Origin of the sequence: Acinetobacter sp. ANC 4178 (assembly GCF_004331175.1) — a bacterium.
Classification (GTDB): domain Bacteria; phylum Pseudomonadota; class Gammaproteobacteria; order Pseudomonadales; family Moraxellaceae; genus Acinetobacter.
The window spans coordinates 332,172-345,242 of record NZ_SJOD01000005.1 but is presented as its reverse complement, the minus strand read 5'-3'; the positions used below and the strand labels follow the sequence as shown (position 1 = coordinate 345,242).

The following is a 13,071-nucleotide window of genomic DNA, read 5'->3' as shown; positions in this document are numbered from 1 at the left end:
GCTTTTGCGGCAGCATCCGCCTGTGCTTTGGCTTTTGCGGCAGCATCCGCCTGTGCTTTAGCTTTTGCAGTAGCGTCTGCTTGCGCTTTGGCTTTCGCAGCGGCATCCGCTTGTGCTTTTTCCTGAGCTAAACGAGCTGCCTGTTGTTCAGCAGAGTTAGTTTTTGGCGGTGCCACAGGAATGACAGGAGCGGGTTCTATCGCAGGTTCAGCTGTTTGCGTAATTTCAGGGGCAATATTCTCATGCGCAGTTTCTGTAAATTCTGTTTCTTCAAGCGGAGTAGGTTGTAAATCTTGCGGTTTAATTAATATGGTTTTGATTTGCTCTGGTGGTTTAGGTGGTTTACTCATACCTAAATAAAGCAAGCCAACAACCGCAAGTACGTGTACACCGAAGGTAAAACCCAGTGCAATTGCGTTTTGTTTAAAAGGTGGCTTTTTAAAATTCTTCATATTACTTTAAAGGTTCGGTCAGTAAACCCACTTGGGTTAAGCCTGCATCTTGAAGGCTTGACATTAAAGCCATTACTTCTCCATATGGACGAGTTTGATGACCATTGATCACAACATTGAGTTTTTTATTATTTTGTTGAGCTTGTGCTTGAGACTCCACTAAGCGTTGCGTGAGTTCTGCAAGTGCAAGCGGCCCAGTCGTTTGACCTTTTTGTTCTAAGAAGTATGTGCCATCAGCTTTTAAAGAGACAATAGATGGAGCATCTTCAGACTGTAGCGGGGTGCCATTGGCTTGTGGTAAATCGACTTTAATGCCACTGGTGATCATGGGTGCTGTAACCATAAAGATCACCAAAAGCACCAACATGACATCAATGTAGGGGACGACATTCATGTCACTTTTTAAGGGTTTTTTAATGCGCTCAAAGCGTCCTGAACGTTGAATTGCCATCAGTCATTTTCCTGAACAGAACCAACTGATTGGCGTTGTAATAGCGCCACCATTTCTTCTGCGAATAAAGCACGATCTGAATAGACTGCTTCACCTTTCGCGGTGAAATGGTTAAATGCGAGTACTGCTGGAATCGCTGCAAATAAACCAATTGCTGTGGCAATTAATGCTTCTGCAATCCCTGGTGCAACAGTCGCTAAGGTGACTTGATCGACATCTGCCAGCCCAATAAAGGCATTCATAATGCCCCAAACTGTTCCAAATAAACCGACGTAAGGCGCGACTGAACCAATACTGGCTAAAGCGCCTAAACCATGTTCCAAGCCACCTTGGTCACGACTTAAGCCAACACGTAAAATACGTTCAGTACCTTCAATGGTTTGTTGTGATGGAGCTTGACGCTTTTTGAGTTTTAGGTATTCACCTAAACCTTGATAGAAAATATCTTCTAGCCCTACGCGTTTAGAGTTGAGTTGGGCATTGTTATAAAGCGTATTCAGTTCAGCACCAGACCAGAAGATTTTTTGGAAATGTTCATCATCCGCCTGAGCTTTTTTATAGCTCTGATGTAACTTGGCAATTAGAAACCAACTGTAGAGTGATGCAAGTAAAAGTAAAAGCATCACCAGTTGTACGACAGGACTTGCTTGTAAAATGAGGTCTGAAACGTGAAGAGTGGTGTCTAATTGATTTGCCATAGTTACACTGGAGCCGAGTTTTCTTAGATTTGTTCTAACTCTTTACGAATTAGATCGCGAATTACATCTGGCAAACGACGAGGTTTCATTTCTGCACTGATACATGCTAACTCGACTTCGCCAGAAGCCAATAAGATTTCACCACGATAAATATTTTGTTGCAATACAAAAGACGTAGCTTTACACGAAACTACACTTGCAGTAACAGTAATAAGGTCATCCATAAGAATTGGACGCATATATTTAACATTAATTTTGTGCACCACAAAGTTATAGTCTTTTTGGTGCCAGTAATGGTCTACACCAGAGGCACGTAACCATTCGGTACGGGTACGTTCCATAAAGCGAATATGGTTGGCATGATAGACAATACCGCCTGCGTCAGTGTCTTCAATATATACACGAATCTGAAATTCGAACTTATTCGCCATGATAGTGTTCCATGTCTAGATTTAATATTTCGTTTCAAAACCCAAGACTGTCCAAAGCTGCAGGGAGGAATTGCAGTGAATAGGTTGGTCAGTATTATGGGTTAGGTAATGCCATGAAGTTTAGCAGTTTGAAATGACGGTCCAATGGCACAAGTTTTCAATCTGAAAACCAGCAAGGCACGATCAAAAAACTAAAAACGGACATTTTCGATAAATATTTGAGGGCAATCTACACCGTAAGGCATAGTTGATAAGGCTGATATTGACTGTTGTTGAGCATTGCTCTTGCTAGAAATTTATGTCGTCGCTTCAAAGAAAGTGGAGTGATGCAGGAACGACGTACAAACAGTGGATAAAAATATCAAGATGCATTGGGGTGCTTAATACAGGATGTACTTGAGGTTTAAGGCTATTTCGTTTTATTTGATATAAAAAAGACCTATTCAAAAAATAGGTCTATCTAGAGAATGGATAAATGCATTATTGAGGTGTTGTGATCACGGATAATTTCTCTACCCCAACACGTTCTATACTGGCTAAAAGTTTGGCCACAGTGCCGTAGGGAACGGTTTCATCGGCATTTAAATTCAATGCTAACTTGCCGTTGGCATTTTTACGCTGTGTGATTGCTTGCTCAAAATTTTCGAGATTGACAGGGTCTTTATCTAAAAAGATAGCCCCATCTGGTTTTACACTAATTACCAGTGCTTTGTTTTGATCTGTAGATTGTGTCGGTGCAGCTTTGGGTAGATTGACCTTTACGCTATTGGTTAATAAAGGTGCCGTGACAATAAACACGATCAATAACACCAACATTACATCGACCAGTGGGGTAATGTTGATGTCACTGACCACATCGTCATCTTGAGAAGTTGAAATCGCCATTTAAGCCAAAGCCTCCTTGTCTTGAGATGATAACGGATGTGCTACCACAGGTTTTGCGGCAAGATGTGAACTTTGAGTTTTGGTTGGAAGTTGGAAACCTACTTTTTGAGTGAGGCTGACAAAGTCTGTTGCAAAGTCATCTAAATCTGCACCAATCCCTTTTACTTTACGGACAAAATAGTTATAGGCAAGTACAGCAGGCACAGCCACAGCAATCCCAATGCCTGTTGCAACTAACGCTTGACCAATTGGACCTGCAACTACATCCATACTGGCACTGCCAGATTGGGCAATTGCTTGTAAGGCATGAATAATCCCAAACACGGTGCCAAATAAACCAATAAATGGGGCATTATTTCCAATAGATGCGAGAACGGCTGAGCCTTTTTCGAGTTGGCGACGTTCAGCAAGAATTTGCTTGCGTAAGTGTCGCTCTAATAAATCCTGACGGCTCCAGGTTTGCTGTAAGTCTTGATGGGTTTTTTCATTGGCTTCAGTCAAGGTTTTAAAACCAGTTTGGGCAATACGTGCTGTCGGTCCCTGCGCATCTTCAGACTGACCAATTGCATCTGCCAAGTTCTGAGCTGACCAGAAACTATCGACAAACAGCTTACTTTGTTTAGTGGCTTTTGCAGTTTGTATGGCTTTCACCACAATTAACACCCACGTTACGATCGAGAACCCGATCAATAACCAAATGGTGGCATCATGAATAATCGTATTAATATCAGACATATCGAATTTTCCTAAGATAAAATTTTACAGTTTAATTGGGTAATTTGAAGTGAATCGGAACATCGACCCAACCTTCTATTGGTGTGTTGCCACGCAGTGCAGGTGAAAATTTCCAGCGTTTCACCGTTTTTACAGCCGCATCATCTAGTACTTTTTTGCCGCTACTATTTTTTAGGTTGATTTCTAAAGGGCTGCCTGTGGGTGAAACTTTTACACGCAACATCACAACGCCTTCCCAACCACGGTCTAACGCCACTTCTGGGTATTCAGGGGCAGGATTGCTCAGATAACCGGCATAACCTTTGGCTGCTGTCACAGGTAAGTTTTCTTGTGCGGGCTTACTCACAGGTTCAGCAACTTTTTGGGTCGGTGTGACGTTTTCTGTAGGTTCAGCCTGCGGTACTGGTTGCGTAACGGATTTAGCAACGGGTCTAGGCTGCTCAATTGGCTTCTGTTCGACAGGTTTCTGCACGGACTTTTCAACCACGGTTTTTTGTACAGGCTGAGGCTTTGCTGAAACAGGTGGAATGATCGGTTTTTGTATTTCCTGTTTGAGTTTGGGTTCAATCACCTTAGGCGGCTCTTCCTTGGGTTTTTCAATTACAATCGCGATAGGTTCGGGTTTTTTCACGACTAAGGGCGGTGTTGGAAGATGCTCTGCAAGATAAAAAATGCCGTAATGTAAAGCCAGAACAGCACCAATCGCCCAAAAGATCTTATGGGTTTGAACAGGTTTTTCTGCTGCGATAGGATTCGTCAAATGGGCAACAAATGGATCTACAGCATGAAATACATTGGACTGAACATTTTGAAGTTGTTCAAACAAAATTGCCTTTTTATAAGGACTTCGACTGACTTCACTCATATCAGTAATGCACCATTCAATAAGATTTAATTTGTATTGCAGAATATTTTTTATTTCATTAATTAAATTCGCTTAATTTGAATAAGGAAATATTCTTTCAATTTTAGATTTTTAATTAATTCACAGATGAGTGAGTTAATTTAAATAAATGAGATATTGAAAATATAATGAGTGATTTTTTTAAAATAGAAAAAGAACTTTTTTAGATTAGTATTTTGATAAAAAGGGATAGAAGAATAATCAAAGATCGTGTTTTAGAATAATTTTAGATAATTTATTTTATATTCAAGATATATTTATGGTTGTATTTGTTTTTTATTATGGGGCTGATTTTATATCTCTGCTAAATAAATCTTTTTATATGCAATAAGGCCGTCCATAGATAGAACAGCCTTATGCTATTTAAAGCTAAAATTTTTAAAATAAAAGAATAACGCTTAACTAAAGAATATTGGCCACTTTTAAAAAGTGCTCTCGTGCTCTAATGCGTTCGATCCATGCTTTTAAGTGCGTATGATCATGCTTGCGTTCAACATCTAAATTGAACCAGTGATTGAGGGCTAAAGCCAAAGGAATATCGGCAACGCCAAAATTTGAACCAGACAAATAGGGCTGTTTAGCCAGCTCGCTATTGGCCACATCCAATATCTTTTCTAGTTTTTCTGCTGCGATTTTAACGGCAGCTAAATCTCTTTTATCTTCAGGCTGTCGAACCAAATTAAAAAATACAATTCCAAACACAGGCAAAACTGTGGTGGTGTACCAATCAATCCATTTTTCTGCGCTAAAGCGTAATTTGGGGTCTTCAATCCATAATGAATTTTTCCCATATACTTCAGTTAGATACCGTAAAATGGTGTTGGATTCCCACAAAACTGTGTCACCATCTTGAATGACCGGAATCAGACCATTGGGATTGAGTGCTAAAAACTCGGCAGTATCAATCACACCATACTGTTGTCCCGCAGGAATATGTTCAAATTGAAGTCCAAGTTCGGCTGCTAGCCAAAGTACTTTGTGGACATTTAAAGAATTGGGTCTACCCCAAATGGTGATGCTCATATATTTTCTCTAAGATTTGGAATGTGAAGATGCCGTACTTTGGTGAAATCCAGTATTTAAGCAATCGCCATTCTGAACAGTCAAAATGGCTTAGGCGATATTGAAATTTCACCAAAGCATTCAGCTTTAAATATTTTTAGAAACGGTAGCTGACACGACCATAGTAATAGCCCCCATAGAGCCCAAAAGGTGAAAGCTGGGCATAATAGTTTTCACCTAAGCCATCGACAATGTTGGATTTTTCAGGGTAGGTGTTGAATAAGTTATCTGCACCTAAAGTCAAGGACAGGCTGTCTGTAAGGTTATAGGTTGCGTCTAGGTCTACAATCCATTTAGCATCAAAAGTTTGGTCTGTCGCCGCGGTTTCGCTGCGTGCAATGTAACTGCCATAACGGGACAGGCGCGTATTTAAATCCAGTTTTGCGTATTGCCAATTCGCAGCCAACGTGAATTTGGTTTTCGGATCTGCATCGGTGATCATACCTTTGGTACGACGGGTGATACGATCAATGTTGATACCGTCTAACTGGCTTGGATTATCTGCAATTGCTGTAATATCGGTTTCATTCCAGTTGAAGCCCAAGCTCCAGCGGATACGACCATATTTGTTTAACTGTTGAGTATAGTCCGCAATAACATCGACCCCATTAGTTTCTGTATCAAATAAGTTGGCATAGTAGGTGACATAGTTAACGTTAGAAAAACCGTTTGCCGCCAAGATGTTATTGATACCCGTTCCTGTAAGTCCCGCCGTGGATGCAATACGATCTTTCAGTTCAATTCGATAAGCATCGATTGCAAGGTTGAAATTTTTGAATGGACTATAGGTTAAACCCAGAGAAAAGTTCGTCGATTCAGTAGGATCAAGGGCCTCTGCACCTAAAGCTTTTCCTAATGCTGAATCGGTACGTACGGATTTACTGTAGACATCAGATCGGACGCCATTGTTTACCGTACTGACAATACCTGTACTGGCAAAACCTTGTTGGTATAAAGAGGGTGCAATAAAGCCTGTGCTAGCTGTTCCACGTACTGCCAGTTGTGGGTTAAATTCATAACGGCTGTTAATTTTTCCGTTAAATGTATCGCCTGAACTGTCATCATAATGCTCGAAGCGCCCTGCTAAACCGACAAACCAGTTCTCAGTCACATCTAAACCTAAGTCTAAATAGGCAGCAGTATTGCTACGGCTAATATCTGCTTCATCTTCAGGTAAGAGCACACGGGCACCAAAGGTTCCGACTGTTGCAGGTAAGCCAGCATTATCACCCGTAGGGATAATATAACCGCCATTTTTATAGGCTAAAGGATCAGTGGCTTTAGATGTCCAACCTTCTTTACGATAGTCCAGTCCCCACGCAACACTCAGTGGGTTTGCTCCAAAACCAATATCGAAGGTTTTTTTAAGGTCAAGGTTAGTGACCCATTGATAAGCATCATATTTTTGTAAACCAAATGACGTTGGGCTAGACGGCCCAAGAGATGGATTTAGGTTATTTCGCGTAGAGTGATCTTGTGTATTTTTTCCGTAAGAACTACTCGCATCCCATGCCCAGCCGAGTACATCATCACCTTTTAGTCCCCAAACAGTTTGCACATCCGTTTCATTTAAAATGACATCGGGTGTTGTACCATTCGGGAAGATTTCAACAATACCTGATCTAGAGTTCGGACGACGATAGGAAGCTCCTGTAGAAGCATCACGCCAACCTGCAGTGGTGTAGCTATAAAGGGTTGCAGCTTTACTTAAAGGCAGTTCAGCATTTGCAGAAACATTAAACTGCTCGACCGAAGGTAGACCTAATTTATTTAAATTACGATCTATTGCGGCTTCACGTGGGTCATCTTGACCATTTACTTTAGAGTAGATTCTGCCTGAAACAGGGCCAGCACGGGTGGTAGCATCTTGATTTTTCAGGTCAAAACCAAAATTGATAAAACCCTCTTGACCCAAAGGTGCACCAGCATTGGCATTGAGTTGAAAAGTTTCTCCGTTTCGACCTGTGCCATCATAATGTTCTCGCCCGCCATAGGTCGTACTAATATTGCCGCCATGATCCGCCGATTTGAGCACAATGTTGATCACCCCAGCAATCGCATCGGAACCATACTGCGCGGCAGCACCATCACGTAAAACTTCAACACGTGCAATAGCACCAATCGGGATGAGGTCTAAATCTGCGGCTTGGTAGCCTTCGCCAAAACCGTATTTGTTAATGGCTAAAGCACCGACATGACGACGTTTTCCATTCACCAATACGAGGGTATGACCACCACCCAAACCACGTAAACCCGCAGAACGGGCAACAGCGCCGTAACCATCAGGTTGACTAGGTACGGTAGCAACACTAAAAGACGGAATCACTTTTGCCAAAATGTCTCTTAGCGCAAGGGTATTGCCTTGCTTGACAAGTTGTTCGCCACTAATCACGTCTACGGGTGCAGGGCTTTCAGTGATGGTCCGAATACCGCCGCGGTTGCCTACCACCACCACGCTTTCGAGTTGTTGAACATCTTCTTTTTCAACGGCTGTTACGGTTTTTTGCTGAAGATCTTCAGCGTAGATTGAGCCTGTAATTCCGCAAGTTAATGCAAAAAAAATGGATTGATAGAGAGGGGATATTTTAAAACCCAGCTTTTCAGGCTGAGACGGTATTAACTTGGTTTGCCACATTATATTTTCCAATGATGATGTAATTCGAGGAGTTTTTTGAATCAATAATCTGATGAGTATTTCGACTCTGAGAGTCAATATAGCGATTGTTTTTTTATTGTTAAATATTAAATAATCATTTAAATATCAGTTTTGAATAAATATATTTTTATTAAATTATTAATAAGCTTTTCTTTATTTTTAATAATAATTCAATCACTTTATGAAAATCATATTTTCACTTTTTTATATAACTTTAAGTTTATTTAATATTTAATTTTTAAAACCTAAATCCGTTTAATAGGTTCCAACTTTATATTTTTTGGAAAATAGAAAATGGGGCTGAGTTATAAATTAAGCATACTGGATAAATGTCCCAAAGCTGAAGGCATCAGCGTAGAACAGTCATTTAAAAATGCATTGCAAATTGCTCAAACGGCAGAAGCTTTAGGCTTTTATCGTTACTGGGTGGCTGAGCACCATTCCACAGCTTTGTTATCCAGTCCATCCCCCGAAATTTTGATTGCATGGTTATTGGCACAGACTAAAACCATTCGAATTGGCTCGGGTGGAGTAATGTTGCAGCACTACAGCCCTTATAAAGTTGCAGAGAATTTTAATGTACTGGCGGGTCTAGCAAACAATCGAGTGGATTTAGGCGTTGGCAAAGCACCTGGTGGTTTTCCTGTCTCAACTCAGGCACTACAGCTCGGGCTTGATCAGTCACTAAAAGGGAGTTTTAAAGCACAACTAGAAGCATTAGATCGTTATTTACATTCTAAATTTGATCGTAATCAGCCAGATCAGGTCGCTGCAACTCCAACACCAGATCAGGTCGCAGAGAAGTTCTTGCTGGGTGCAAGCATTGAAAGTGCTCGACTTGCAGCAGATTTGGGCTGGAAATTTGTATTTGCAGCACATTTAAATGGCGATGCCACCTTACTGCAAGATGCTTTACAGACTTACTCGCACTATTCGTCAGGAAAAAGAGCCATTGTTGCGGCACAAATTATTGTGGCTGATAGCCGTGATCAAGCAGAAGAACTGGCAGCAGGACTATCTGTTTGGACGTTGGAACTTGAGAACGGTCAACGGGTAAAAATCCCGAATGAACAAAGCGGACAGGAGTTTTCGAGACAAGCTCAATCTCCAATTAAAAGCCTTAAAAAAGAGCAGTTAAATATTATAAAAGGTACGGTCGATGATGTTCATCAGCAGTTATACGCCTTACATCAACAACATGGAATCCATGAATTTATTGTTGAATCACCACTGTTAGATCATGCAACGCGTTTGAAATCTCTAACTTTACTGGCGCAGCACGCTGTGCTTGCAGCTTAAGTTGGAGAAATTGATGTCAAATAGACCATTACTTGAACAGCAGTTGCTTAGTTGGAGACATGAATTACATCGTCATCCAGAATTATCAGGGCAAGAGTTTCAAACCACCGACAAATTAAAACAATGGCTGTCTGAATACGGCATTGAAACTTCAACTTGGGGTTTAAAAACAGGACTGATTGCAGATATTGGCACGGGTTATCCTATTGTGGCTATTCGTGCAGACATCGATGCTTTACCTATTCATGAAGAGATTGAGCAAGACTTTCGTTCAACACAAGACGGGGTCATGCACGCCTGTGGGCATGATTTGCATAGCTCAAGCATTTTAGGCGCTGCGATTTTACTCAAAGCGCAAGCGTCTGAATTAAAAGGTACGGTACGCGTTATTTTTCAGCCCGCGGAGGAAACTTATAGCGGCGCTTATGAAGTACTCAATAGCGGTGCCTTGAAAGATGTATCCGCCATTTTTGGTTTTCACAATGTTCCCGAGTTAGCTCTAGGCACTTTTGCAACACGCTCTGGTGCATTTTATGCCAACGTCGACCGATTCAAAATTGTGATTAAAGGTAAGGGCGGTCACGCAGGGCGTCCGCATGAAACCAAAGATCCAATCGTTGTGGCAGCGCAGTTGATTAGTGCTGTGCAAACCATTGCCAGTCGCAGCATTAATAATTTGGACACCTGTGTGGTCAGTATCACCCAAGTGCATGCAGGCACCAGTTGGAACATTCTGCCAGAAGAAGCGCACTTGGAGGGTACGGTACGAACCCATTCTCCAGAGGTTCGCTTAGCTGTTGAACAAAAACTCAAACAAATTGCACAAGGTATTGCACTTGCTCATTCAGTTGAGATTGCTGTGGATTGGGACAATGGACCCGCTGCATTAATTAACACTGCAACATGGGCTGAACTGAGCCAAAGCGTTGCGCGTGCACAAGGTTATGAGGTGCAAGATGCGCCACTTTATTTGATCGGTGAAGACTTTGGCGCCTATTTAGAGCAGATCCCCGGTGCCTTTGTCAGTATCGGCAGTGCCAGTTCCTTCGGGCTGCACCATCCCCAATATCAACCCAATGAATCTTTAATTTATCCAGCTGCTCAGTACTTTGCTGCCTTAGCAACACAAGCACTTGAGTCTATTCATAAAAATGCAGAGGTCTAACATGAGTAATCACAAACAAATTCGCCTTGGAACTATCTTACACGGTGCAAACGGAAATATGTCTGCATGGCGCCATCCTGAAGCAGTAGTCGATGCCAGTATCAATTTTGAATTTGCAAAAAACGTCGCACTTCAAGCAGAACGGGCAAAGTTTGATTTTGTCTTTGTGGCTGATGGTTTATATATCAACGAAAAATCAATTCCTCATTTTCTCAACCGTTTTGAACCGATTACCTTGCTTTCAGCCTTAGCCAGTGTGACGCAAAATATTGGTTTAGTAGGTACAGTGTCGACCTCATATAGTGAGCCGTTTACGATTGCGCGTCAGTTTGCCAGTCTGGATCATTTAAGTGGTGGGCGTGCAGGATGGAATGTGGTGACCACACCACTTGAGGGCACTGCAAAAAATCATACCCGAAAACAGCATCCTGAGCACAGCCAGCGTTATGAAATTGCCGATGAATATTTGCAAGTGGCAAAAGGGCTTTGGGACTCATGGGGTGAGGGCGCTTTTGTTCGCAATAAAGAAACAGGGCAATTTTTTGAACGCAGTAAATTACATACTTTGAACCATAAAGGTAAACATTTTGAAGTGGCAGGCCCACTCAATGTAGAGCGTTCGCCACAAGACCGTCCGATTCTATTCCAAGCAGGAGCATCAGGTGCAGGTCGTGCATTAGCCGCGAAACATGCCGATGCCATTTTTACCCATCAAGCCACACTCGAAGAAGCACAAGCATTTTACTTAGATGTGAAACAGCAAGTGATTAAGAATGGTCGTGACGCAGATGATTTGCTCATTTTCCAAGGGATTGGGGTGTTGATCGGAGATTCTGCTGAAGATGTAGAGCGTCAATATCTTGAAACAGCAGCATTAGTCACGATAGATGACGCGCTGAATTATTTAGGACGTTTCTTTGAACATCATGATTTTTCTCAATATGAACTCGATGCACCTTTTCCTGAACTGGGCACACTGGGTGAAAACAGCTTCAAAAGTGGCACTGATGAAATTAAACGCAAAGCCAAAGCAGAGAATTTAACTTTACGTCAGGTTGCACTGCAAGCCGCAACTCCACGTCCACCTTTTGCTGGAACGGTAGAAGAAGTGGCAGATCAGTTAGAACTGTGGGTAAAAGAAGAGGCGGCTGATGGCTTCATTATTGCGGGTGCAACCCCTAAAACTTTAGATACTTTTGTTGAAAAAGTTGTGCCATTGCTGCAACAACGCGGGCTATATCGTACCGAATATCCGGGCACTACTTTACGCGCTAGTTTTGGTTTAAAGCGACCAGAAAATCAATTTGAACGATCAGAAAAGGAACACCTTCATGCGGTTGAATAAAACACCTTTGACGATTGCTTTGGCACTGCTTCTCGGAATTTCTCTGGTTGGATGCAGTAAAGAACAGGCATCTACACAAACGGCTAACTCAACAGCCGAGTCTACAAAATCGACCGATAAAACCGATTTTTATAGCCGCGAGCTTGCAAAATTAAAACAGAATATGACGCCGATTCATGTTGCTCAAAATGCAAAAGCCAGTCAAAAAATTCCGAAAGATTTTAAGTTTGTAAATGCGGGTTATTTTACCGTTGCTGCAATTTCAGGAGCGCCACCTTTAAGTGTATTAGGGCCTGATAATCAAACCTATATTGGAACTGAAATTGATATTGCCCGTTTGATTGCAGACAGTTTGGGCTTAAAACTGAAACTGGTTCGTACCTCGTGGGAAGACTGGCCGCTCGGTGTCCTTAGTGGCAAATATGATGCAGCCATTGCCAATGTAACCGTCACCAAAGAGCGTAAGGAGAAATTTGACTTTGCGACCTATCGTCAAGACGTATTGGCTTTTTATGTCGCAGAGAAAAGTAAAGTCAAAGCCATCAAAGGTCCTGATGATATTTCAGGTTTAAAAGTGATTGTCGGCTCTGGTACCAATCAGGAAAAAGTGCTGTTGGACTGGATTGAGGACAATAAAAAGAAAGGGCTGCCACCGGGGCAAGCACTTTATTACGATGATGGTGCATCCGCAAGTTTGGCGCTTCAGTCTGGGCGGGTTGATGCCTTATTTGGTCCTAACGTTGCTTATGCATGGCAAGCGGCAAATGGTGCAAAAATCCGTTTGGCAGGCACAGCACTCGGTGGTGGAACACGACCTGCCGAATTGGGGGTCACGCTGAAAAAAGGCGGTGGTTTGGCCGATGCGGTACAGACAGCTTTAAATGGAGTAATTCAAACAGGGGAATATCAAAAAGTCTTAGCGCGTTGGGGGGCACAGGCAGAAGCGATTCAGCATTCTGTAATCAACCCGCCGGGGTTGGGAGACTAA

The 13,071-nt window shown here is 42.1% G+C and carries 12 protein-coding genes and 1 pseudogene; 4 read left to right on the top strand and 9 right to left on the bottom strand.

The genetic code is table 11. The features are described from left to right. From E0H87_RS12595 to E0H87_RS12555, 9 genes and pseudogenes are all read right to left on the bottom strand, one after another. Positions 1-452, bottom strand: a pseudogene (locus E0H87_RS12595) (protein TolA); the annotation flags it as partial. A 1-nt stretch (position 453) separates the two neighbouring features. Next, positions 454-903, bottom strand: coding sequence for a protein TolR (tolR, locus tag E0H87_RS12590; protein ID WP_131323920.1), 450 nt, complete (start codon positions 901-903; stop codon positions 454-456). Further along, positions 903-1,601, bottom strand: coding sequence for a protein TolQ (gene tolQ, locus E0H87_RS12585; RefSeq protein WP_131323919.1), 699 nt, complete (start codon positions 1,599-1,601; stop codon positions 903-905). The genes tolR and tolQ overlap by 1 nt, the downstream gene beginning before the upstream one ends. Positions 1,602-1,624: 23 nt before the next feature. Continuing rightward, positions 1,625-2,032, bottom strand: a complete 408-nt coding sequence (gene ybgC / locus E0H87_RS12580; RefSeq protein WP_131263820.1) for a tol-pal system-associated acyl-CoA thioesterase — start codon at positions 2,030-2,032, stop codon at positions 1,625-1,627. A gap of 480 nt (positions 2,033-2,512) precedes the next feature. Further along, positions 2,513-2,917 carry an ExbD/TolR family protein gene (locus E0H87_RS12575; protein ID WP_131323918.1) on the bottom strand — a complete coding sequence of 135 codons (405 nt, stop codon included), beginning with the start codon at positions 2,915-2,917 and terminating at the stop codon, positions 2,513-2,515. After that, positions 2,918-3,652, bottom strand: a complete 735-nt coding sequence (locus tag E0H87_RS12570; RefSeq protein ID WP_131323917.1) for a MotA/TolQ/ExbB proton channel family protein — start codon at positions 3,650-3,652, stop codon at positions 2,918-2,920. A 31-nt stretch (positions 3,653-3,683) separates the two neighbouring features. After that, positions 3,684-4,517 (bottom strand): energy transducer TonB, encoded by an 834-nt coding sequence (locus E0H87_RS12565; RefSeq protein ID WP_131323916.1) that lies wholly within the window; start codon positions 4,515-4,517, stop codon positions 3,684-3,686. 441 nt (positions 4,518-4,958) lie between these two features. Further along, positions 4,959-5,579, bottom strand: coding sequence for a glutathione S-transferase family protein (locus E0H87_RS12560; protein ID WP_131323915.1), 621 nt, complete (start codon positions 5,577-5,579; stop codon positions 4,959-4,961). A 136-nt stretch (positions 5,580-5,715) separates the two neighbouring features. Further along, entirely contained in the window at positions 5,716-8,253 is a 2,538-nt protein-coding gene (locus E0H87_RS12555) for a TonB-dependent receptor plug domain-containing protein (RefSeq protein ID WP_131323914.1), read from the bottom strand. A 315-nt stretch (positions 8,254-8,568) separates the two neighbouring features. On the opposite strand from E0H87_RS12555, the gene E0H87_RS12550 reads away from it, so the two are divergent. Genes E0H87_RS12550 through E0H87_RS12535 form a run of 4 tightly spaced genes read left to right on the top strand, consistent with a single transcriptional unit; the run spans position 8,569 to position 13,071 of the window. Further along, positions 8,569-9,573, top strand: coding sequence for an MsnO8 family LLM class oxidoreductase (locus E0H87_RS12550; RefSeq protein ID WP_131323913.1), 1,005 nt, complete (start codon positions 8,569-8,571; stop codon positions 9,571-9,573). Between the two features lie 13 nt (positions 9,574-9,586). Further along, complete coding sequence (locus E0H87_RS12545; RefSeq protein ID WP_131323912.1) at positions 9,587-10,738, top strand: amidohydrolase; 1,152 nt, start codon at positions 9,587-9,589, stop codon at positions 10,736-10,738. A gap of 1 nt (position 10,739) precedes the next feature. After that, positions 10,740-12,083 (top strand): LLM class flavin-dependent oxidoreductase, encoded by a 1,344-nt coding sequence (locus tag E0H87_RS12540; protein WP_131323911.1) that lies wholly within the window; start codon positions 10,740-10,742, stop codon positions 12,081-12,083. After that, complete coding sequence (locus tag E0H87_RS12535; RefSeq protein WP_131323910.1) at positions 12,070-13,071, top strand: ABC transporter substrate-binding protein; 1,002 nt, start codon at positions 12,070-12,072, stop codon at positions 13,069-13,071. Before E0H87_RS12540 ends, E0H87_RS12535 begins: the two co-directional genes overlap by 14 nt.

What these genes read in the sequence shown, in the direction of transcription:
- tolR (WP_131323920.1), bottom strand. Translation starts at nt 903, where the DNA reads ATGGCAATTCAACGTTCAGGACGCTTTGAGCGCATTAAAAAACCCTTA.
- E0H87_RS12550 (WP_131323913.1), top strand. Translation starts at nt 8,569, where the DNA reads ATGGGGCTGAGTTATAAATTAAGCATACTGGATAAATGTCCCAAAGCT.
- E0H87_RS12565 (WP_131323916.1), bottom strand. Translation starts at nt 4,517, where the DNA reads ATGAGTGAAGTCAGTCGAAGTCCTTATAAAAAGGCAATTTTGTTTGAA.
- E0H87_RS12545 (WP_131323912.1), top strand. Translation starts at nt 9,587, where the DNA reads ATGTCAAATAGACCATTACTTGAACAGCAGTTGCTTAGTTGGAGACAT.
- E0H87_RS12570 (WP_131323917.1), bottom strand. Translation starts at nt 3,652, where the DNA reads ATGTCTGATATTAATACGATTATTCATGATGCCACCATTTGGTTATTG.
- E0H87_RS12560 (WP_131323915.1), bottom strand. Translation starts at nt 5,579, where the DNA reads ATGAGCATCACCATTTGGGGTAGACCCAATTCTTTAAATGTCCACAAA.
- E0H87_RS12555 (WP_131323914.1), bottom strand. Translation starts at nt 8,253, where the DNA reads ATGTGGCAAACCAAGTTAATACCGTCTCAGCCTGAAAAGCTGGGTTTT.
- E0H87_RS12535 (WP_131323910.1), top strand. Translation starts at nt 12,070, where the DNA reads ATGCGGTTGAATAAAACACCTTTGACGATTGCTTTGGCACTGCTTCTC.
- E0H87_RS12575 (WP_131323918.1), bottom strand. Translation starts at nt 2,917, where the DNA reads ATGGCGATTTCAACTTCTCAAGATGACGATGTGGTCAGTGACATCAAC.
- ybgC (WP_131263820.1), bottom strand. Translation starts at nt 2,032, where the DNA reads ATGGCGAATAAGTTCGAATTTCAGATTCGTGTATATATTGAAGACACT.
- E0H87_RS12540 (WP_131323911.1), top strand. Translation starts at nt 10,740, where the DNA reads ATGAGTAATCACAAACAAATTCGCCTTGGAACTATCTTACACGGTGCA.
- tolQ (WP_131323919.1), bottom strand. Translation starts at nt 1,601, where the DNA reads ATGGCAAATCAATTAGACACCACTCTTCACGTTTCAGACCTCATTTTA.